Origin of the sequence: Microbispora sp. H10949 (assembly GCF_014161435.1) — a bacterium.
In the GTDB taxonomy this organism is placed as follows: Bacteria; Actinomycetota; Actinomycetes; order Streptosporangiales; family Streptosporangiaceae; genus Microbispora; species Microbispora triticiradicis.
The window spans coordinates 537,109-558,105 of the sequence record NZ_JABBWZ010000005.1; the positions used below are offsets into that span (position 1 = coordinate 537,109).

At 72.8% G+C, this 20,997-nt stretch carries 18 protein-coding genes and 2 pseudogenes; 13 read left to right on the forward strand and 7 right to left on the reverse strand.

Going from position 1 to position 20,997, the window contains the following annotated elements; genetic code table 11:
• Positions 1-119 precede the first annotated feature (119 nt).
• Positions 120-704: a hypothetical protein gene (locus HHX40_RS15995; RefSeq protein ID WP_220499136.1), complete on the forward strand. Its 585-nt coding sequence runs from the start codon at positions 120-122 to the stop codon at positions 702-704.
• Here HHX40_RS15995 and HHX40_RS16000 read toward each other — a convergent pair.
• The gene (locus HHX40_RS16000; RefSeq protein WP_182881183.1) at positions 678-1,658 is read right to left on the reverse strand and encodes a helix-turn-helix transcriptional regulator; all 981 of its coding nucleotides are present in this window, start codon (positions 1,656-1,658) and stop codon (positions 678-680) included. The two genes, HHX40_RS15995 and HHX40_RS16000, sit on opposite strands and share 27 nt — an antisense overlap.
• 80 nt (positions 1,659-1,738) lie before the next feature.
• Between HHX40_RS16000 and HHX40_RS16005 the strand changes: the two genes are divergently transcribed.
• On the forward strand, positions 1,739-2,476 hold the full coding sequence (locus HHX40_RS16005) for an alpha/beta fold hydrolase (RefSeq protein ID WP_182881184.1): 738 nt from the start codon (positions 1,739-1,741) through the stop codon (positions 2,474-2,476).
• A gap of 38 nt (positions 2,477-2,514) precedes the next feature.
• Here the strand turns inward: HHX40_RS16005 and HHX40_RS16010 are convergent.
• Positions 2,515-2,937, reverse strand: a pseudogene (locus HHX40_RS16010) (Tn3 family transposase); the annotation flags it as partial.
• A gap of 2 nt (positions 2,938-2,939) precedes the next feature.
• Between HHX40_RS16010 and HHX40_RS16015 the strand changes: the two are divergent.
• Both HHX40_RS16015 and HHX40_RS16020 read left to right on the forward strand, forming a co-directional pair.
• Positions 2,940-3,320, forward strand: a pseudogene (locus HHX40_RS16015) (transposase); the annotation flags it as partial.
• Positions 3,321-3,464: 144 nt separating this feature from the next.
• Positions 3,465-4,742: a hypothetical protein gene (locus HHX40_RS16020; RefSeq protein WP_182881185.1), complete on the forward strand. Its 1,278-nt coding sequence runs from the start codon at positions 3,465-3,467 to the stop codon at positions 4,740-4,742.
• A 438-nt stretch (positions 4,743-5,180) separates the two neighbouring features.
• Here HHX40_RS16020 and HHX40_RS16025 read toward each other — a convergent pair whose 3' ends face one another.
• On the reverse strand, positions 5,181-6,059 hold the full coding sequence (locus HHX40_RS16025; RefSeq protein WP_182881309.1) for an alpha/beta fold hydrolase: 879 nt from the start codon (positions 6,057-6,059) through the stop codon (positions 5,181-5,183).
• 112 nt (positions 6,060-6,171) lie between these two features.
• Between HHX40_RS16025 and HHX40_RS16030 the strand changes: the two genes are divergently transcribed.
• Positions 6,172-8,205, forward strand: coding sequence for an AfsR/SARP family transcriptional regulator (locus HHX40_RS16030; RefSeq protein ID WP_182881186.1), 2,034 nt, complete (start codon positions 6,172-6,174; stop codon positions 8,203-8,205).
• 29 nt (positions 8,206-8,234) lie between these two features.
• Here the strand turns inward: HHX40_RS16030 and HHX40_RS35725 are convergent, their stop codons facing one another.
• Both HHX40_RS35725 and HHX40_RS16040 read right to left on the reverse strand, forming a co-directional pair.
• A complete protein-coding gene (locus HHX40_RS35725; RefSeq protein ID WP_220499137.1) occupies positions 8,235-8,405 on the reverse strand; it encodes a helix-turn-helix domain-containing protein in 171 nt (56 codons plus the stop codon).
• A gap of 200 nt (positions 8,406-8,605) precedes the next feature.
• The gene (locus HHX40_RS16040; RefSeq protein ID WP_182881188.1) at positions 8,606-9,895 is read right to left on the reverse strand and encodes a C39 family peptidase; all 1,290 of its coding nucleotides are present in this window, start codon (positions 9,893-9,895) and stop codon (positions 8,606-8,608) included.
• Between the two features lie 258 nt (positions 9,896-10,153).
• Here HHX40_RS16040 and HHX40_RS16045 point away from each other — a divergent pair, with 258 nt between their 5' ends.
• Together HHX40_RS16045 and HHX40_RS16050 are read left to right on the forward strand one after the other, a co-directional pair.
• Positions 10,154-11,011 (forward strand): D-alanyl-D-alanine carboxypeptidase family protein, encoded by an 858-nt coding sequence (locus HHX40_RS16045; RefSeq protein ID WP_259403603.1) that lies wholly within the window; start codon positions 10,154-10,156, stop codon positions 11,009-11,011.
• A gap of 165 nt (positions 11,012-11,176) precedes the next feature.
• Entirely contained in the window at positions 11,177-12,736 is a 1,560-nt protein-coding gene (locus HHX40_RS16050) for a M28 family metallopeptidase (protein ID WP_182881190.1), read from the forward strand.
• Positions 12,737-12,817: 81 nt separating this feature from the next.
• Here HHX40_RS16050 and HHX40_RS16055 read toward each other — a convergent pair whose 3' ends face one another.
• Both HHX40_RS16055 and HHX40_RS16060 read right to left on the reverse strand, forming a co-directional pair.
• A complete protein-coding gene (locus HHX40_RS16055) occupies positions 12,818-13,510 on the reverse strand; it encodes a lytic polysaccharide monooxygenase auxiliary activity family 9 protein (RefSeq protein ID WP_111702065.1) in 693 nt (230 codons plus the stop codon).
• Between the two features lie 329 nt (positions 13,511-13,839).
• Positions 13,840-14,721 carry a DMT family transporter gene (locus HHX40_RS16060; protein WP_182881191.1) on the reverse strand — a complete coding sequence of 294 codons (882 nt, stop codon included), beginning with the start codon at positions 14,719-14,721 and terminating at the stop codon, positions 13,840-13,842.
• Positions 14,722-14,938: 217 nt separating this feature from the next.
• Between HHX40_RS16060 and HHX40_RS16065 the strand changes: the two genes are divergently transcribed.
• The 6 genes from HHX40_RS16065 to HHX40_RS16090 are packed head-to-tail and all read left to right on the forward strand — an operon-like array spanning position 14,939 to position 20,996.
• Positions 14,939-16,261 (forward strand): MSMEG_0569 family flavin-dependent oxidoreductase, encoded by a 1,323-nt coding sequence (locus HHX40_RS16065; RefSeq protein ID WP_182881192.1) that lies wholly within the window; start codon positions 14,939-14,941, stop codon positions 16,259-16,261.
• Positions 16,262-16,265: 4 nt separating this feature from the next.
• Entirely contained in the window at positions 16,266-17,081 is an 816-nt protein-coding gene (locus HHX40_RS16070) for an amidohydrolase family protein (RefSeq protein ID WP_138460864.1), read from the forward strand.
• Between the two features lie 25 nt (positions 17,082-17,106).
• Positions 17,107-17,622: an MSMEG_0572/Sll0783 family nitrogen starvation response protein gene (locus HHX40_RS16075; RefSeq protein ID WP_111702059.1), complete on the forward strand. Its 516-nt coding sequence runs from the start codon at positions 17,107-17,109 to the stop codon at positions 17,620-17,622.
• 4 nt (positions 17,623-17,626) lie between these two features.
• Positions 17,627-18,688 carry an MSMEG_0568 family radical SAM protein gene (locus HHX40_RS16080; protein ID WP_220499138.1) on the forward strand — a complete coding sequence of 354 codons (1,062 nt, stop codon included), beginning with the start codon at positions 17,627-17,629 and terminating at the stop codon, positions 18,686-18,688.
• A complete protein-coding gene (locus HHX40_RS16085; protein ID WP_220499139.1) occupies positions 18,658-20,154 on the forward strand; it encodes an MSMEG_0567/sll0787 family protein in 1,497 nt (498 codons plus the stop codon). The genes HHX40_RS16080 and HHX40_RS16085 overlap by 31 nt, the downstream gene beginning before the upstream one ends.
• Complete coding sequence (locus HHX40_RS16090; protein WP_182881193.1) at positions 20,151-20,996, forward strand: carbon-nitrogen hydrolase family protein; 846 nt, start codon at positions 20,151-20,153, stop codon at positions 20,994-20,996. The genes HHX40_RS16085 and HHX40_RS16090 overlap by 4 nt, the downstream gene beginning before the upstream one ends.
• Position 20,997: the final 1 nt, after the last annotated feature.

Here is a 20,997-nt window from a genome sequence, read left to right on the forward strand (position 1 = left end):
GGCCTGAAGTTTTCCTACAGATAACGCCCTATTGTCTGCAGCAGGCTGAGTCGCGGCCTGCGGGGGCGTTCTCCAGGCGCTGCACGAGCCGCCCCTGTTATCTGTGGCAAGGGGATGCGGTGTCCGTACTCATGCAGTTGCCGGTCGGCAACGCCGTCACCGTTCAGGAGGCGGCCGATGCGTTCCTGGACTCGCTCGGCAACCCGAACACCGTCCGCAGCTATGGGATCGGCGTCAGGAAGACCGTTGAACGCCTCGGCGGGGGCGGACTGCTGGCGACAGTAGCCGACGACGAGGTCGGGGAGGCGCTGGAGGCGCTGTGGGGCACCGCGGCGGTGGGCACCTGGAACGTCCGCCGGGCCGCGGTGGTCTCCTGGCTGTCCTGGTGCCGCGAGCGCGGCCACGACGCGCCGACGGTTCCGGGGTGGGCGAAGCGGCTGGCGGCGCCGGACTCGCAGACCCCGGTGCGGTCGAAGATGGCGATCGACCGGCTGATTGCGCGGCGGGACGTCGGACTGCGGGAGAAGACGCTGTGGCGGATACCGTACGAGACCGCCGCGAGGGCCGAGGAGATCCTGGGCTTGAACATCGAGGACCTGGCGAAGCTGTCGCCGAACTCACGAGCCTGCTGGCACCCGGCGACAGCAGACGCTGAGACCGGGGGCGCGGGCGCTGGTTTACGCCGACTTTCGCTTTTCCCCTGATGGTCGTTCTGCGGCTTGGGTGAGTCGATCGGCCAGGTTCCTGAGCTCCTGTCGAAGTTCGTCGGGTTGGTGGATGGTGAAGGGCCATTCCAGGGAGGCGAGCATGTGGGCCATGCCGTCCAGCCGTTCCGCCCGCGCGTGCATCAGGACTCCGCTGGTGCCGGCGGTGAGTGTGACGGCCGAGCGTGGCAGCCGACGGGCGACCTCATCGAGGGGGCCGTGGATCGTCACCTGGACCTGCCAGCGGTATGGGGCTTGGGCCAGGGTCGAGGTCAGATGGGCGACGGGGTCGAACCCGTCGGGCTTGGCGAAACCGCGGGGGCGTGGGGTGACGGAGGCGATGCGGTCTATGCGGAAGGTCCGCAGGGCAGCGCGGAGGTGGTCGTGCCCGACGACGTACCAGCGTCCGGTGTGGAAGACCACGCCGTAGGGGTCGACGTCGCGTTCGGTGTGGTCTAGGCGCCACGACTGGTAACCGATACCGACGGTCGTGCGGGCGCGGGAGGCCTGGGCCAGCGCCAGCAGCACGCCTGTTTCGGGCGCCTGCCCGGGCACGGCGTTGGCGGTGAAGGACAGCGTCTCCCGCATCGCGGCGAGCGGTTCGCGCAAGGCGTTCGGCAGCACCCGCTCGATCTTGGCCAGGGCGCCGGCGTTGGCCGGGGCGGTCGTGCCCATGCCCAAGCGTTCCGCGGCCCGAAGACCCAGCACCACGGCGAGGGCCTCGTCGTTGGTGAGCACCAGCGGCGGCATCCGGTAGCCGCGGGCCAGGCGGTAGCCGCCGTAGCGGCCGCGTTCGGCCTGCACCGGGATGCCCAGCTCCCGCAGATGGGAGATGTAGCGGCGCACCGTGCGGACGTCGGTATCCAGGCGGTCAGCCAGCTCAACCCCGGTGAGTACGGCGTGCGACTGCAGGAGTTCCAGCAGGGTCAACGCGCGGGTCAGCGGATGTGACATGGATCACCCGGAATTCTAGGGCGGGAACTGTCCTGTATCGACCTTACTCTCCCTGCAGTACCTCACCTCAGGGAGATCACATGGCCACCTTCGTACTCGTTCCCGGCGCCTGGCTCGGGGCGTGGGCCTGGGAAGAGACAGCCCACGCTCTGCAGGAGCGGGGCCATACAGCACTGCCGCTGACGTTGACTGGCCTGGCCGAGAACGCCGGCCAGGGCGAGCCACAGACGGACCTGGACGCGCACATCGCGGATATCACCGGATTCGTCGAGCGGAATGATCTACACGACGTCACCCTGGTCGCGCACAGCTACGCGGCCGCCCCCGTTACCGGGGCGGCCGGACGCCTCGGTGACCGGCTGGAACGTGTGATCTACGTGGACAGCGCCCCGTTCCCCGCGGGCATGTGCATGCTCGACCTCATGCCACCGCAGGCCGCCGACCAACTGCGTCAGCAGGTCGCCTCATCCGGCGACGGCTGGCGGCTGGCGATGCCGCCCGCCGAAGTCCTGGGCCTGTCCAACAGCCTAGACGGACTTGACGAGACCCAGCTTGACCTCCTGCGCACGCGTGCCACGCCTCAGCCGTTCGGCACTTACACCCAGCCCCTGACCGGACCAACCGAACCCGGGCCCGGCGTGGATCGCGTCGTGATCGCCTGCCATGACTTCACGGGGCTGCTCGATGCCGGCGTGCCGATGCTGGCCTTCCTGAACCAGCCGCCGTGGCAGCGCTTCGGCCTGTCCACCGGGCACTGGCCGATGCTCTCGGCGCCTGCCGAACTCGCCGGCATCCTGCATGCCGCCGTCTCCTCATAAATCCGCTCTCACCCGGCGAAGCGATAAGGACGCCGACGTTACTGCTCGTCGGCGTCGTCAGGGCCGCGCAGCGGTCTCATCCCGCCGGGCAGCTCTGGCAGTTGGAAGGAGTACCGGCCGAGCATATTGATGTGGTGCCGCACGAACGGCGAAAGACGGGCCACGTCGGCGTCGCGGACGTCGAAGCCCTGCCCGCTCAGCTCGGCGACGGCGGCGTCGATGTAGCGGGTGTTGAACAGCACGACGGCGTTCAGGACCAGGCCCAGGGCGCCGAGTTGGTCTTCCATGCCGTCGGCGTAGCGCTGGTAGAGCTGCCCGTTGCGGCCGTGGAAGATCTTGCGGCTCAGGGCGTGGCGGCCCTCCTGCAGGTTGGCCTGGGTCTTGATCTGGCGGCGGTAGCCGGGTTCGTCGGCCAGTCGCAGGATGTGAAGGCTCTTGGGTATGCGGCCATATGAGGCGATGCGGCCTTGCTGACCTGACCGGCGCCCGCATGCTCGCCGAGATCGGCGACGACCGGTCCCGCTTCGCCGACGCCCGCGCGCTGAAGGCCTACGCCGGATCGGCGCCCATCACCCGCGCCTCGGGCAAGAGCCTGGTCGTCCACCATCGCAAGGTGAAGAACCAGCGCCTGGCCGCAGCTGGGTATGTCTGGGCCTTCGCCTCCTTGCGAGCACCAGGCCCCCGGGCCCACTACGACCGCCGGCGCGCCGAAGGCGACCGGCACTCCAGCGCGCTACGCAACACCTTCAACCGGATGCTCGGCTGTCTGCACCACTGCCTCCAGAAGGGCACGACCTATGACGAACACGTGGCCTTTCCGGCGCGCCTGGAGGCTGCCGCTTGACGCCCTTACGCAGGTCGAATGTCTTCGCACTCGCGTTGATTTTGCTACGTGTCGCTGAATGCCTTCACAGCTCTGGGCCCTACGCTCACCCAGCTGAGTAGGGATACTCACGCGCCGTTCTAGCAGCCTTTATACGCTTCGATCATGTTTCTGAAGCTGGCCGCCACCGGGCGGTGGCTCGGATGGGCAGCCGTCGTCGCGGCGGTCGCAGCCGCCGCCGGCCTCTGGCTCTGGTGGACGCACCCTTTGGACGACGGCAACGACCGCTGGAAACTGGTGGCCGCCCAGTCGTCGGTCACCTACGGACAGGTCATCGCCACCGGCGAGCACGACGCCTGGGCCGTCGGCTGGGACATCCTCGGCATCGGCGCCTGGCTGCCGATGGCCGACGGCCCACACCGCCCCACGGTCTTCCACTGGGACGGCGACCGCTGGACGAAAAGCGACTTCCCAGTGGAACGCGGCGACATCAGCTCGCTCGCCGCGTCCTCCCCCTCCAACGTGTGGGCCCTGGCCAACGACGAGAGCGGCACCTCCGTCCTGCGCTGGGACGGACGCACCTGGGAGATCGCCCAGAAGCTTCCCGGTACGGCCGCGAGCCTTGCCGTCACCGCTGACAACGACGTGTGGGCCTGGGGCGATCACAAGGCCTGGCACTACAACGGCGCCACCTGGTCGGAACAGGGCGTCTCCTTCTCCGCCTATCGAGTCAGCGCCCGCTCCGCCTCCGACATCTGGGCCCTCGGCTGGGCCCTCGACGGCGAGGCCTCATCGGTGCACCACTTCGACGGCAAGGCCTGGACCCGAGTCGACGTGACCGCGGCGCTGCCCACGGCTCCGCCCCCGTCCGACGATTCTCCACTCGACCCGACCGGTCCTCGACTGGGCGCCATCACCGCCGACCCGTCCGGCATCTGGATTACGGGGGAGATCGAGGCGTCGTCGTTCCTGCTCTCCCAGACCGGTTCCGGCTGGCGCAGCGAGGACACCTCCGCGAAGGCCGGACGCATGGGCCGTGACCGCCCACCCGTTCCCGACGGCAAGGGCGGCCACTGGTTTCTCGGCTCCACCGACTTCAACGGTGACGACTCCGCCCTCGCCCACCGCGACCCATCCGGCCACTGGACCAGGCTTCCGTCCAGCGGAGAACTCACCTCGCTTTCGGCCGTCCCCGTTGGCCCGCTCCTGGCCACCGGAGTGATCGGCAAAGCCGTTCCATCCGTGCCTACCTGGCCGAGATCGCCGACCTGTCACCGGCCAGCCGCAAGCGCAAACGCGCCGCCGTCGCCTCCTTCACCAAGTGGGCGGTCCGCCACGACCTCCTGCAGGCCAACCCGATGGACCGCATCGACACCGTCAAGGTGCCCAAGAACCTGCCCCGCCCCGCCGCGGCGGCCGACGTCGCCAAAGCTCTCGCGGTGATCTGCTCGCGGCGGCCGCGCAAGCGACAGGCCTGTACCGGGCGCTCGCCGAAGCCGAGGAAGCCGACATGTCCGACGACGCACAGGCCATCGGCCCCCACCGCCCGGTCCGCGCCCGCATCACCGGCCGCAGAAGCGGCACCGACCCGGAGCTGATGGAACGGCTCACCGCACAAGTCCTGGACGGCGACACCGTGAGCCTCCGTCGACTTGAAGACGCAGGTCAAAGGGCTGGCGTGACGGTCGCCCCAGGTTCTCACGCTGGTCGGAGGCGGCAGTCTCCGGAGTAGATCGTCTGTCAGCGGTTGACTCCCGCCCAGAATCGGTCTCGATGTTCTGCCCGTTCTGTTCTTCAGGGCCGGTGACCCGTCACCGGCGGTCTCAAGACCAGGCGATCTCGCCATGGCGGTCGATGAAGCGTCCGGTGCCGGCGCCCCGATCAGCGGGTGAGGAGGGCGCGCAGGGCCCCAGCGACGCCGGCCGGGTCCTCTTCGGCCATGAAGTGCCCGCATCCGACCGTCGTGTGCACCAGGTCGGGGGCCCAGGCGCCCCACAGCGCCTCGGCGTCATACCCGAGGGCGGCCCCCCAGTCCTGCTGGAGCACGGTCACCGGCATCCGCAGCAGGTTCCCCGCCTCCCGGTCCGCCCGGTCGTGGTCCACGTCGATGCCCGCCGACGCGCGGTAGTCCGCCACGATCGAGGGCACCGCCGCACGGCAGGCGTCCAGGTAGGCGGCGCGTACGCCGGCGGGGATCGCCTCGTGGTCCAGGGTCCAGACGTCGAGGAAGTGGCCGAAGAAGTCGTCCGCGCTCGCGCTGATCATCCGTTCGGGCAGGCCGGGCGGCTGGGCCAGCAGGTACAGGTGGAAGCCGACGGCGGCGCCCGCGCCGTGCATCACCTCCCACATGTCCAGCGTGGGAAGCACGTCGAGGCACGCCAGGTGGCTGATCGAGGCCGGGTGGTCGAGCCCGGCGCGGAAGGCGACCAGCGCGCCCCGGTCGTGCCCGGCCAGCGCGAACCGCTCATGTCCCAGCGCCCGCGCCAGGGCGACGACGTCGGCGGCCATGGTGCGCTTGGAATAGGTCTCGCGACCGGCCTCGGCTGGCTTGTCGCTGGCGCCGTAGCCACGCAGGTCGGGACAGATCACGGTGTGGTCGGCGGCCAGGTCGGCGGCGACGTGCCGCCACATCAGGTGGGTCTGGGGGAAGCCGTGCAGCAGCACGATCGGGCTCCCCGACCCGGCGACGGCCGCGTTCAGCGACACGCCGTCGGCGACCGGCACGCGAAGGTAGTCGAAACCGGGAAGGACAGGCGCCATCACGCGCCCCCCTTTCTGTGCGGGATCAGATGCCCCCAGGCTGCCGGGCGTGAATGAGCATCCGGTCAGCGCGCTAACGTGACCTAAGGCCAGGCGGGGAAAGGGGCCGCAGGTGGGGATCGCGTTCGGCGTGCTGGGGCCGGTGACGGCTTGGGACGGCACCGGCGGCGCGATCGCCCTGAAGGGGCCGCGGCACCGGGCGGTGCTGGCCCGGCTGATCGTCGCCCGCGGCCGCGTCGTCCCGGTCACCCGCCTGATCGACGACCTGTGGGACGAACCGCCAGAGGGCGCGGTCGGGGCCGTACGGACGTTCGTGGCGGCGCTGCGCCGCGCGCTGGAACCCGACCGGCCGCCCCGCACCCCCGCACGGCTGCTGGTGACAGAGGGACCGGGGTACGCGCTACGGGCCGGCGCCGACGCGGTGGACGCATGGCGCTTCGAACACGCGGTGGCCGCCACCGCGGATCAGTCCCCCGAAGACGGGCTCGGACGGCTGGAGGAGGCGCTGGGGTGGTGGCGCGGCCCCGCCTACGCGGAGTTCGCCGACCAGGACTGGGCCCGCGCCGAGCGCTCCCGCCTGGCCGAGCTCCGGTTGCACGCGGTCGAGCGTCACGCGGAGATGCGGCTGGCCCTGGGCCGGGCGGCCGAGGCGGTGCCCGACCTGGACGCGCACGCGGCCGGGCACCCTTGGCGGGAGGAGGCCTGGCGGCTGCTCGCGCTCGCGCTGTACCGCAGCGGGCGGCAGGGCGACGCGCTCGCCGTGCTGCGCCGGGCGCGGGCGTTGCTAGTGGACGAGCTGGGAGTGGACCCGGGCCCGGGGCTGCGCCGCCTGGAGACCGACATCCTGCGCCAGGCCGATCACCTTGAGTCCTCCGTGCGCGGCGCGGCCGAACGGGTGTGGGCCGAGGCGACCGCCGCCTACGACCGCGCGGTCGCCTCCGGGGCGCGGGCCCGCCTTGAGTCGACGGCAGGACTACTGCGCGATCTCGCCATGACCGGGGGCGGCGGCCTGCAGGCGGCGCGCGAGCACCGCGTGGCCGCCGTCGAGGCGGCCGAGGAGCTCGGCGACGCGGAGCTGACCGCCAGGGTGATCGGCGCCTTCGACGTCCCGGCCGTCTGGACCCGGTCCGACGACCCCTGGCAGGCGGCGCGCATCGTGGCGGCGGCCGGGCGCACGCTGGCCGCCCTGGTCCCCGATCCCCAGACTGCCGATCCCCAGACTGCCGGTCACGAGGCGGCCGGTCACGAGGCGGCCCGGGCCCGCCTGCTGGCCACGATCGCGCTGGAGTCGCGCGGCGACCGCTCCGGCCGGGGGCCGCGGGCAGCGCGGCAGGCCGAGGAGATCGCCCGCCGCATGAACGACCCCGCATTGCTGGCGTTCGCGCTGAGCGGCCTGTTCATGCAGACCTTCGATCGCACGGGCCTGGCCGCCCGCCGCGACGAGATCGGCGCCGAACTGGTGGATCTGTCCGCCCGGCACGGCCTGGTCAGCTTCGAGGTGCTCGGGCGTCTCGTCCGGATGCAGGCCAGGTCGGCCCTCGCAGACTTCACGGCCGCCGACGCCCACGCCGCGGAGGCCGAGCGCCTGGCCGCACGGCACGAGCGGCCCCTCGTGGGCGTGTTCACCGCGTGGTATCGGGCGCTGCGCCTCGATGCGACCGGCCGGGCGACGGTGGAGGAGGCCGAGGCCGCCTACCGGGATGCCGCCGCCCGGCTGGACGGCGCCGGCATGCCCGGGATGGAGCGGGGCCTGCTGCCGCTCGCGTTGCTGTGCCTGCGCCTGCGGCACGGGCAGCCCCCGCCCGAGGTCGAACATGCCGATTGGGGGCCGTACGCGCCGTGGGCCCGGCTCCTGGTGCTGCTGGCGTGCGACCGCCGCGCCGAGGCGGCCGCGGCGCTGCGTGCCCTGCCCGAGCCGCCGCGTGACCTGCTGACGGAGGCCATGTGGTGCCTGGCCGCCCGGGCGGCCCTCACGCTCGGGGACCGCACGACGATGGAACGCGCCCACGCCGCGCTGCTGCCCGCGGCGGGCGAGCTGGCCGGGGCGGGCAGCGGCGTGCTGACGCTCGGCCCGGTGGCCGAGCACCTGGACGACCTGGCCGCCGCGCTCCGGCGGCCGACAGGAGTCGCGCCGAGCCGGTCGTGAGCCTGCTCTCCCGCTGCGGAATCGTCGGCTCAGCAGGGCTGGAGTGAGGGGAGGCGGCCCGCGAAGAAGGCCGCCGGAGGCACGCCCATCAGGGTGCGGAACTCGGCGGTCATGTGGGACTGGTCGTAGAAGCCGGCGGTCGCGGCGAGCTGCGCCCAGCGCGCCGTGTGGGCCCTGCCGCGGGCAAGCACCCGGCGCACGCGATCGATCCGCTCCAAGCGCGGGGCATCACGGTGGGGTGAAGGCCTCCGGGCGATGTGAACCTTGGTCGACTCACACCACGCCAGAAGGCCCTCACCCTTTTCGAGATCATCGACAGCGGGTCGCCAATACTCCTCCGCCGTCACCGACGTCCATGGGCAGAACACCTAGCGCGCCGGCTGACGCCGCCGCACCGGGGTCACCAGTTGGCCGGCAGGCCCGGGGTCGTGGCGGGCAGCCGGTGGCCCGGCGGGTGGATGACGTAGACGATCCCGCCGCTGCCGGTGCTGCGCAGCCAGACGTTCTCGAACGCGGCCCGCGGATACACGTGGCGTACGGCGTCGTCGTCCCGCGAGGCGGGGTCGTTGGCGATGACGTCGCCCGTGGCGGTGAAGCCGATGATCACCATGAGGTGGCCGTTGGTGCTGTATCCCGCGCCGGGCAGCTCCTCCGCCTTGAACGACTGGGAGGTGACGACCGGGACGCCCGCCCTGATCAGCCGCTCCAGTTCGGTCAGCGAGCGCAGCCGGGTGACGAACCCCTCCATTCCGTACCGCCCGGCGTAGGCGGTGTTGAACGGCCAGTTGCCCGCGCCCTCGTAGGCGTAGTCGTAGGTGTGGCGGGCGGCGTAGTCGACCTCGGGGTCGGGATCGGAGGGATCGACCCAGGAGGTGTCCCGCGCGCTGGGCCATCTCCCCCAGTAGCCGAGCGCCATGGTGGTCGAGGTCGGGCTGCACCAGGCCTCTCCCCCGCCGTCCCACTGCGGGTAGTGGCCCTCGTGGACGTTCTGCGAGCGGCGCGGCACGGGCAGTTCGACGCCCCACGCGATGCCGCCCGGGCTGACCGGGACCGTCTCCCGGTCCGGCACGGCGGAGGCCATCGCGCCGAGCGTGCGGACCACCGGCCGTACGGCCGAGCCCGGCGTGCGGTACAACGTCACACGCAGCTGGTACGCGGTGATGGCCCGGCCCGCCGCGGCCACGAACGTGTCGACCGAGACCGTGCCGTCGGCGTCGCGCTGTCCCGGCAGCGACGTGCGGCGGATGTCCTCGTCGCCGTACGCCCAGCGGCCGAGGACGTACCACTTCGTCTGCCCGGCGGCGTGGCGGCCGCGCATCTCGACCTGCAGCCAGCTGCCGGCCGGGACGTCGGCGGTCCAGGAGGCCACCAGTTCGGTGGCGGCGAACCCGACCGGCCGCTCGGGGCCGGTCCACCGGGCGTACTCCCAGCTCTTCGTGCCGAGCGCGTCGGTGTACGAGATCGTGCCCACTGGGGCGGCGAAGGAGAGGGTCCTCCCCGCCTTCACGCCCTCGCGCGTGCCGGGGCCGAAGACCGCCCGTTGGTAGACGACGTCGACGCCGCCCGGCGGGGGTTCGGCCCCGGCGACGGCGGCGGTGGCCGGGGAGGGGACGGTGAGGACGGATGCCGCCAGGACAACCGTCAGGAAGGCGGACAGGAGGGTGGACAGGAACGCGGTCGGCACGCGCATGGCTCACCTCGGGGTCTCGTCGGCGTCCTCGACGGTAGGGAACCCGGGCGGCCCGGCGCATCGGCAGGAATACGTATCCGGCCCCGCGGCGCCCGCACACTCGCGCCCCTCGCCGCACCACCACTTATGCCTTAAACCCCCAGAAGTCACATTAGTCACCCGTTTTGCCAATATTTTGCTATTAATCGTCCGAAGGCCAGGAATCGTCATGGCACGCTGAAACGCATGCCGACCCGTAAGCTTTTCCTTGGTGTCTCCATGGCGGCCTTTGCCCTGTTCACGGGGGTCGCGTCGCCCGCGCTCGCGCAGCCCGCCACGGCCGCTCCCGGCCCGGCCGCTCTGGTCCGCGAGCACACCACGGCGTTTCCCGCGTACACGGCGCCGCACGCGTACGGCCGGGCCGTCTATCTTTTCGACGCGACCACGGGACAGGAACTGCTGGACAAGAACGCCGGCAAGCGGATGCCGGTCGCCAGCCTCACCAAGATCATGACCGCCTATGTCGTCCTGCGGGAGGCGAACCTCGACGACCGCGTCAAGATCAAGCGTGAGGATGTCGAGTACGCCTGGAACAACGACGGCACGACGGCCGATCTCGAACCCGGCGACACCCTTCCGGTCCGGGAACTGCTCTACGCGCTGCTGCTCCCCTCGGGCGCGGACGCCGCGCACGCCCTGGCCCGCGTGTACGGCCCGGGAGTGGACGGCTTCGTGGCCAAGATGAACGCCACCGCCAAGAGCCTCGGACTGAACGACACGCTCTACGTCAACGCCGACGGGCTGCCCACGCGCGCCGGCGACGGCTACTCCACCGCCCGCGACCAGGCCCGCCTCGCGGCGATCACGCTGCGCGACCCGGTCTTCACCGAGATCACCTCGACCCGGCAGCACTCGACCGGCGACGGCAGGTACGACTGGTCCAACACCAACCACATGCTCGGCCTGCCCGGCGCGATCGGCGTGAAGACCGGCTTCACCAACGCCGCCGGGTTCTGCCTGGCGTTCGCCGCCGACCGCCACGACCACCGGCTGGTCGGCGTCATCCTCGGCGAGGACGACTCCAGCCGCCGCTGGGACACCGCCGGATCTCTGCTCGACTGGGCGGCCGAAAGCTGATTTCTTCACCAGAAAAGGTGGCGTCCGGAAAACACTCCGGAAAAGAGGGCCTTCCCACATCGGCGGAACGCGGTTAGTTTCCCGATCAGTGTCCAGCGGAGGCCGATCTCGGTCTCCAGTCTGCTGGGCCGTCTCGGATCGTCATTGGACCCGAAGGAGAGCCCAATGCGCGCCACCCTCGGCATGCGGGGCGTAGTCGCCGTCGCGGCGTCCGCCCTCGTGCTTCCCCTCCTGCCCGCCGCGCCGGCGAACGCCGACCCCGACCCCGCGGGGGTCGTGCAGACGATCGTCGCGTCCGCGGTCAAGAAGCACCTGACGAAGCTGCAGCAGATAGCCGACGCCAACGGTCACACCCGGGCCGCCGGCACTCCCGGCCACGTGGCCTCCCGCGACTACGTCGCCGGGGTGCTGAAGAAGGCCGGTTACAAGGTGACCCTGCAGGCGTTCGAGTTCCCGTTCTTCAAGGAGAACGCCACCGCGTCGCTGGAGCGCACCGCGCCGACCCCGAAGACGTACGCGCCGACTCCGCCGGACGGCAGCACCGTCGGGGAGTTCGCGACGATGACCTACTCCGGTTCCGGCGACGTCACGGCCGCCGTCCGGAACGTCGACCTGATGCTGCCGCCCGGGCCGACGCCCAGCAGTTCCACCTCCGGCTGCGAGGCCGCCGACTTCGCCTCGTTCCCGGCCGGCTCGGTGGCGCTGGTCCAGCGCGGCACCTGCACCTTCCAGGTCAAGGCGGAGAACGCGCAGGCCGCCGGGGCGGCCGCGGTCATCATCATGAACGAGGGCCAGCCGGGGCGCACCGAGACCCTGCAGGGCACGCTGGGCGCGCCCACCGTGCACATTCCCGTCGTGGGCGTGAGCTTCGCGGTCGGCCAGGAGCTGGCCGGCACCGCCGGGACCGTCGTCCACGTCAGGACGAGCACCACCAGCGAGATCCGCACCACCCACAACGTCATCGCCGACTCCAGGTGGGGCGACCCGAACAAGGTGGTTCAGATCGGGGCGCACCTCGACAGCGTGGTGCCGGGGCCGGGCATCAACGACAACGGCTCGGGCAGCGCCGCGATCCTGGAGGTCGCCGCGAAGCTCGGCGCCGTCCCGACCCGGAACGCGCTGCGCTTCTCCTTCTGGAGCGCCGAGGAGCTGGGCCTGCTCGGCTCGGAGCACTACGTCGCGAGCCTGTCGCCGGCCGACCTGGCGAAGATCAAGCTGTATCTGAACTTCGACATGGTCGCCTCCCCCAACTACGCGCTGAAGATCTACGACGGTGACGACTCCGACGCCACCGGCGCGCCCGCCGGACCGGCCGGCTCCGACGAGATCGAGAAGCTCTTCGTGAAGTACTTCGACACCATCCGGCAGGGCCACGTGGGCACCGACTTCGACGGGCGGTCGGACTACGGGCCGTTCATCGACGCCGGGATTCCCGCGGGCGGGCTGTTCACGGGCGCGGAGGGCGTCAAGACCCCCGAGGAGCAGGCGCTGTTCGGCGGCACCGCCGGCCAGGCGTACGACTCCTGCTACCACAAGGCCTGCGACACCATCGCGAACATCAACGACAAGGCCCTCGCGCTGAACACCGGCGCGATCGCCACGGCGGCCGTCGTCTACGCCTTCAGCCGTGACCTGCCCGGGCCGGACACCCGGCCCACCGCCCGGACCGCCGCGGCCTCCGCAGGCGCCCACGCGGACCACGGGCACGCCCTGACCGCGAGCTGATCCCCCGGCCGTACGCGGGGTCGTCCTCCGGGCCCCGCCGGACTTCGCGTCCGGCGGGGCCCGCCGCGTCTCACCCCGCCGTCAGCTGAAGACGACGTCGCTGCAGATGAAGTACGCCTGGTCCATGTGCGAGGCCTGCCAGATCGTGAAGACGACGGCCCGGCCGCTGCGCCCGGACGTGCTGGCGTTGATGGAGTAGCTCTGGCTCGGCGCGTACCTGCCGGTGCGGGTCAGCAGCTGCAGGTCGTTCCAGGTCAGGGCTTGCCTGGTCGGATCGAAGCCCGGCTTGGTCACGTAGACGAGGAAGTAGTCGGCGCCGTGGCTGGCCTGGTCCTGGAGCTTGACCGTGAAGCTGTTGCGGATGGTGGTGGTCTTCCACGCGCCGACCGCGTCCATCGCGTTGTAGCGGCCGCTCTCGGCGTGGCCGCCGCTGCACAGCTGCCCGTTGGGGATGCCGGCCTGGAAGTTGCCGCCGAGGCCGTTGCGGTACAGGCCGTTCCAGTTCCACATGGCGTTGGGCTCGGCCTGCCACGCCTGCCAGCACATCGGGTCCTGCTGGGCCATGGCCGGGTTCTGGAAGTCGTTGCCCCAGCGCTGCCAGCAGCCGTAGACGCGGGAGGCGGGGTCGATGACGGAGCCGTGGGCGAGGGCGGCGCCCGTCCAGGTGGCCAGGCAGGCCGCCGACGCGGTCAGCAGGGCCGTGAGACGCGGGGCCCAGCGGCGGGCGCGGGGGCGTGCGTGGAGCTGTGCGTGGGGCTGTGACTGCGTGTGCACTGTTGGGTCTCCATCTTCCGGTGGGGGGTTCCGGGCGAGATGGGGAGCGCTCCCGAGTTGCTGCGATCGTAGCCGACAGGCTGGAGTCGGCAAGCCTTACTCATGTCTGTAAGATCCATCGCCGCACCGCCGCCCGGACACCGGGCCCGCGGCACGGCCCGTCCGACCTGGCCGTTCACAGCGGGACACCGCGACCCGTGCGGGGGGCGGAACCGGACCCGCCGCCCATGTACCTTTCAGCGCGGCACGAGCGCCCCCCAAGCGCCGCCCGGCCGGGCGGCGGCTTGCAGCGGGAGGAAGCCGGCCGTCGCGGATCACGACGGGGTTGATCACGACGGGTCGGGGCGGCCGCTCGGGCCCTGCTCCGACTTGTGCAGGAACGGCGAGCGGCCGAGGACCACGATGCCCGCCACCAGCGCGACCAGCCCGCCCACCTCCCCCGCCAGGGCGGGCGGGTCGACGCGCAGGCGCTCGCCGAAGAGGGCGACGCCGAGGAGGATGCCGACGATCGGCTCGGTCGCGGTGGTGGCGGGCAGCGAGATCCGCAGCGGCGCGGCGTCGAACGCGCTCTGGTTGAGCAGGATGCCGGTCACCGCGATCACCGGCAGCGCGTAGAGCTGCGGGGAGGCGAACAGCGCCCCCGGTCCCCGCGCCAGCGTGAGCAGGGCACCGCGGGTGAGTGCGTCCTGCAGGCCGTACAACGCCCCGGCCGCGGCGGCGAACAGCATCGCCTTGGTCTGCAGGGGCACCCGCAGCGCCACCACGACCATTCCGGCGGCGACGGCGACCACGACGAGCACGGCGATCCACGCCAGGGACCCCGACGCCGGCATCCCGCCCCCGTGCGGGCGCCCGGCCACCAGGAACGCGGCGACGCCCCCGCTGACCAGCACCGCCCCCAGCCACTCCGTCCCGCCCAGGCGTTCCTGGTACAGCAGGGCCGCCGCGCCCAGGGCGAAGATGAGGTTGGTCGCCAGAAGCGGCTCGACCGACGCCACGTCGGCGCGCCGCAGCGCCAGCGCGCCGGCGATCTGGCCGCCGACCATCAGGGCGATCCCGGCCAGCCACACCGGCTTGCGCGCGAGGTCGAGCAGCAGACGCACGTGCAGCATCTCGCCCAGTGGCTCGGTGTACGCGACGTGCTGCTGCGCGACGAAGCCCAGCCCGAGGAGGGCCGCCGCCGCGAGGCCGAGGAACACCGTGACGGTCATGATCCCGCGCCCCACCCCCTCGCGCGCCGGTCGCGTCCTCCCAGGTTATGCGCCCGTCCCCGGTCCCGCCCGGGTCGCGTGCGACGTGTCCATCACTCCGTGCGGTGACGCAGGGTGTCCGATCGGTAACCGCTTTTTATTCCGGATGCCGCCGATCGGTAACACGCCCGGACTGAAGTAGCCGTCACGAGAGCGATGGCACCGCCTGGAGGTCCGGATGGCAGCACACAGCACGCCGCGGCTCGCCGGGGCACACTACCCGGTGGCGGTCGTCGGCGGCGGACAGGCCGGGCTGTCGATCAGCCACTGCCTGGGCCGGCGCGGCGTCGAACACGTCGTCGTCGAGGCGAACCGGGTGGGCCACGAGTGGCGCGAGCGCCGCTGGGACTCCTTCTGCCTGGTGACCCCCAACTGGCAGTGCGACCTGCCCGGCTTCCCCTACAAGGGAGCCGACCCCGACGGCTTCATGGTCCGCGAGGAGGTCGTCCGCTACCTGGAGGACTACGCCGCCTCCTTCGGGCCGCCGCTGGCCGAGGGCGTACGGGTGACCCGGCTTCGGCGGGCCGTGAGCGGGGTTTTCGAGCTCGCGACGACCGCCGGGGACCTCACCGCCGACCAGGTGGTGGTAGCGACCGGCCCCTACCACGCGCCGTCGCTGCCCCGCCTGGCCGAGCGGCTGCCGGCCGGCGTCGAGCAGGTCCACTCCTCCCGCTACCGCCGCCCGGCCCAGTTGCCCGAGGGCGAGGTCCTGGTGGTCGGCACCGGGCAGTCGGGCTGCCAGATCGCCGAGGACCTCCACCTCGCCGGCCGCCGGGTGCATCTCGCGGTCGGCGGCGCGCCCCGGGTGGCCCGCTTCTACCGCGGCCGGGACTGCGTGGCGTGGCTGCACGACATGGGCCACTACACCAGGAGCATCGACGAGTTCGGCGACGCCGACGCCGTGCGCATGCGCGCCAACCACTACGTCACCGGCCGCGACGGCGGGCGCGACATCGACCTGCGGGCCTTCGCCCGCGACGGCATGCGCCTGTACGGCCGGCTGACCGGCGTGGACGGCACGAGGCTGGAGTTCGCCGGCGACCTGAAGGACAACCTCGACCGGGCCGACGCGGTGGCCGAGGGCATCAAGGACGCCATCGACGCCCACATCGCGGCCCGCGGCGTCGCCGCCCCCACCGAGCCCCGCTACGTCCCGGTCTGGGAACCCGGCGAGCCGGTGCGTCACCTCGACCTGGCGGAGGCCGGGGTCACCTCGGTCGTCTGGGCGACCGGGTTCACCCGCGACCATCGATGGATCGAGATCCCCGCGTTCGACGGGCGCGGCTACCCGATGCACTGGCGCGGCGTGACGAGCTGCCCGGGGCTGCACTTCCTCGGGCTGCCCTGGCAGCACACGTGGGGCTCGGGCCGGTTGGCGGCCGTGGGCCGGGACGCCGAGTTCCTGGCCGCCCACATCGAGGCGTCCCGGAGACTCGCCGACGTGTGCGGGGTGCTCACCGGGGCCCCCGCCGGACTCTCCCCCGCCCTCCCGGTCGGGTGACGCCATGGTCTTCGACGCGCACCGCCACATCGGCGTACTGCCCGCCCACCCCTTCTACGGCGGCCCTCCCGTGAACCCCGACGTCACCGCCCGCGCCACCGTCAGGCGGCTCATCGCCGACCTCGACGCGGAGGGCACCGAGCGGGCGCTCGTGCTGCCCAACTACGGCGTGCCCGACCCGGACGCCGCCTTCGCGCTGAACGAACTCGCGCTGGAGGCGGCGCAGGCCGACGACCGCGTCCGCGCCGGGCTGTGGGTCTCGCCGCTGCCGCGCGACGAGGAGCGCACCGCCCGCGCCCTCGCCCTGGCGGGCGAGGCGGGCGTGCGGGCCCTCAAGCTCAGCTTCCTCCTGGGCGGCCGTCCCACCGACCCCGCCTGCCGGCCCGGACTCGACCGGATCTTCGCGGCGGCCGCGCGGCACGGGCTGGTCGTCCACGTCCACACCTCCCCCGGCGCCGCCTCCGACATCGACGAGGTCGGCCACCTGGTCGAGTGGTACGCCGACCGCGTGCCGGTCCACCTGGTGCACTTCGGCGGCGGGATGAGCGGCCACATCAAGCTGGCCGGCTCCCGGTTCTTCGACTGGATCGCGGCCGGCAAGCGCGTCTACACCGACCTGTCCTGGGCCATCGGCTTCGCGCCGTACTGGCTGGCCCGGGAGATCGAGCGGCGCGGCCTCGGCCACGACCGGGTGCTGTTCGCCAGCGACCAGCCGTGGGGCGACTTCGCGGGCGAGCACGCCCGGATGCGCGCCGCGACCGGCGGCGGCGAACTGGGCCGTCTCGTCTTCCACGACACCTTCGCCTCTCTCTACGACTGATCCCACCTATTCGAAGGAGACGCACGTGACCGTCGACATGACCGACCTCGAGAAGAAGAGCATCGAGGAGATCCCCCACCCGTCGCTGCCCGAGGGCTCCACCATCTACGGCACCACGAAGGTCTTCCCCGACTACAAGGCCGAGAACGGCGAGTCGTACTTCACGCTCGTCCACGGCATCGCGCACGAGTCGTCGGTGAGCTTCGTGGCCGTGCTCCAGGCCACCCGCGCCCTGCGCAAGGGCTTCGAGACCGCCATCTACTTCTACGGCCCCGGCTCGCTGAACTGCCTGGCCACCCGCGGTTTCCCGACCACCGGCAACTCGGCCTTCCCCGGCGAGCACAACATCAACAACCAGCTCAAGACGTTCATCGCCGAAGGCGGGAAGGTCTACTGCTGCCGCTTCGGCCTGTCCCTGCACGGCGCCCGCGAGGAGGACCTGATCGAGGGCGTCATCCCGACCCACCCGCTGGACGTGCAGGACGCGCTGATCCACTACGCCCGCAAGGGCGCCGTCATCAACTCCACCTACCAGCTCTAGCGCCGTGACCGACGTACGGATCATGACCCGCGCCGAGCTGGCCCTGCGCGGCGTGGCGCTGGACACCCCCGTGCGGCGGCCGGAGGGCGCCGGGCCCAGCGGCGACGGCCACGTCCTCGTGGACGGCGCCGGCGCCGCGCTCCCGGTCAACCCCGACAGCCCGTTCACGGTGCGGGACGGCACGGTCTGGCTCGGCGAGCAGGACACCGGCGTCACGCTGGTCCCCGTCCGCAGGCCCCGGTTCTACGATCTGGTCACCGCCGACGGCGTGCCCTACGAGCGGATCGCCCGGCTGCACGGCGCCGACGTGCTGGCCACGACCGTCGTGCAGACCTGCGTCCGGTACGGCGAGGCCGACCGCTGCCGGTTCTGCACAATCGAGGAGTCGCTGCGGTCGGGCGCCACGACCGCCGCCAAGACGCCCGCCCAGCTCGCCGAGGTGGCGGAGGCGGCGGTGCGGCTCGACGGCGTCCGGCAGATGGTGATGACCACCGGCACCACCGCCGGGCCCGACCGGGGGGCGCGGAACCTGGCGCGGTGCGTGCGCGCCGTGCTGGAGGCCGTCCCGGAGCTGCCGATCCAGGTGCAGTGCGAGCCGCCGGGCGACCTCGCCTGGATCGGCGCGCTGCGCGAGGCCGGGGCCACCGCGATCGGCATCCACGTGGAGTCCCTGGACGAGGAGGTGCGGCGGCGCTGGATGCCGGGCAAGTCGTCGGTGCCGCTGCGCGAGTACGAGGCCGCCTGGGACGAGGCGGTCCGGGTCTTCGGGCGCAACCGCGTCTCGACGTACCTGCTGGTCGGGCTGGGCGAGGACCCCGGCGAGCTGATCGCGGGCGCGGGCCGGCTGATCGACCGGGGGGTCTACCCCTTCGTGGTCCCGTTCCGCCCGATGCGGGGCACGCTCGCCGCCCGCGACGGGATCGGCGCGCCCGGTGCCGGGCTGCTGCGGCACGTCACCGAGAGCGTGGCGGCGCTGCTGCGCGCGGCCGGCATGCGCGGCGCGGACCAGGGCGCGGGCTGCGCCGCCTGCGGAGCGTGCGGCGTGCTGAGCGCGGCGGGCGGGTGAGGGCCGTGTACCTCGACGGCGGCACGCGCGCCCCGGCGCGGGAGACCCCGCCCGACATCCTCGCCCTGCTCGGCGACCACAGCACGCTGTCCCGCCGGACCGGCATCCGGATCGAGCAGGCCGGGGACGCCGCGACGCTGGCGGCCTACCACCGCCTCCGCCGGGAGGCGTTCGTCCGGGAGCAGGGCCTGTTCGAGGGCCACGACCTCGACGACCGGGACGACGACCCGCGCACGGTCGTGCTGGTGGCCAGGGACCCCGCCGGCTCGGTCGCCGGCGGGGTGCGGCTCGGCCCGGCCGGCGACGGCCCCGACATCGGCTGGTGGACGGGCGGACGGCTCGTCGTGGCCCCCGCCGCCCGCGGCACGCGGCATGCGGGCGGGGGTGCGGGCGCGGCGCTGGTGCGGGCGGCCTGCGCCCGCGCCGAGGCGGAGGGCGCGCTGCGGTTCGAGGCGACCGTACGGGCCGGGGCGGAGGCGTTCTTCCGGCGGCTCGGATGGGCGCGGGTGCGGCCGGCGGTGGTCGCGGGCGCGCCGCACGTGCTGATGCGCCACCCGATCGGCCGGATCGCGGCGCAGGCGGCCGCGGCCAAGTCGGCGCTCGGCCCGCTGCTGGCCGCCCTGCCGGGCGGTCCGGCACGGCTGGGCGGGCCGGGCTTCGTCGGCGACGACGGCGCGCCGGTGCCCGGCACCGATCTCGTCGCCGCCTGCGACGCGATCGTGCCGTCCATGGTCGAGCGGGACCCGGAGTGGGCCGGCTGGTGCTCGGTCCTGGTGAACCTCAACGACCTCGCCGCGATGGGCGCCGCCCCGGCCGGGCTGCTCGACGCGCTCGCCGCGCCCGACGCCGCGCACGCCGCCCGGGTGATCGGCGGCCTCGCACGGGCCGCCCGCGCGTACGGCGTGCCGGTGCTCGGCGGGCACACACAGCTCGGGGTTCCCGCCGCACTGTCGGTCACCGCGCTGGGACGGACCGCCCGGCCGGTGCCGGGAGGCGGCGGGCGCCCGGGCCACGCCGTACGGCTCACCGCCGACCTCGGCGGCGGCTGGCGGCCCGGGTACCGGGGCCGCCAGTGGGACTCCACCACCGGCCGCCGTACGGATGAGCTGCGCGAGATGCTCGGCGCGGTCGCGGCGGCCCGGCCCGCCGCCGCCAAGGACGTGTCGATGGCCGGGATCGCCGGCACGCTCGGCATGCTGGCCGAGGCGGGCGGCTGCGGGGCCGTGCTGGACGTGGCCGCGGTGCCGCGCCCGGCCGCCGCCTCCATGGGCGACTGGCTCACCTGTTTTCCCGGCTTCGGCATGCTCACGGCGGACCGGCCGGACGCGCCGGCGCCGCCCGCGGGCCCGGCCGTCGCGCGGGTCTGCGGTGAGTTGACCACCGGCCGGGGCGTGTCGCTGCGCTGGCCCGACGGACAGGTCACGAAGGCCGTGGGCGGCCCGGTGACCGGATTGGGGACCGCGTGAGCGCCCTTCGCATGGCGGCGGTGTCCGCCGGGTTCGGCCGCGACCTCGAAGACGACTTCGCGGTCGCCGAACGCCTGATCAAGGAGGCCCGCACCGGCGACGTACGGCTGCTCGCGCTGCCCGAGGCGTGCCTGGGCGGTTACCTTCTCAGCCTCGACGGCGACGCCGCGGACGCGGGGCCTCCCCCGCTCGCCGTGGACGGCCCGGAGATCCGGCGGCTGGCCGCGCTCGCCGGCGACATGGTCGTGGTCGCGGGCTACTGCGAGGACGGCGGCGACGCCCGCTACAACAGCGTGGTGTGCGTGAGCGGCGACGGGGTCCTCGGCAACCACCGCAAGGTCCACCAGCCGCTCGGCGAGAACGCCAGCTACTCCTCCGGCGACGGGTTCCGCGCCTTCGACACGCCGGTCGGCAGGATCGGCATGATGATCTGCTACGACAAGGCGTTCCCGGAGGCCGCCCGCGCGCTGGCCCTGGACGGCGCGCAGATCGGGGTGTGCGTGTCGGCCTGGCCCGGGTCCCGTACGGACGCGGCGCCGGATCTGGAGCGGGACCGCTGGAAGCGGCGGTTCGACCTGTTCGACCGGGCGCGGGCCCTGGAGAACCAGATCGTGTGGCTGTCGGCGAACCAGGCCGGCACGTTCGGGTCGCTGCGCTTCGTCGGCAGCGCGAAGGTCGTGGAGCCCGGGGGCGAGATCCTCGCCGGGACCGGCGTCGGGGCGGGCATGGCGGTCGCGGAGATCGACGTGCCGGCGGCGCTGGAGACCGCCCGCCGGTCGATGGGCCACCTGCGCGACCGCCGCCCGGAGACGTACGGGCCGCCGCGCGAAGGCCGATCGTGAG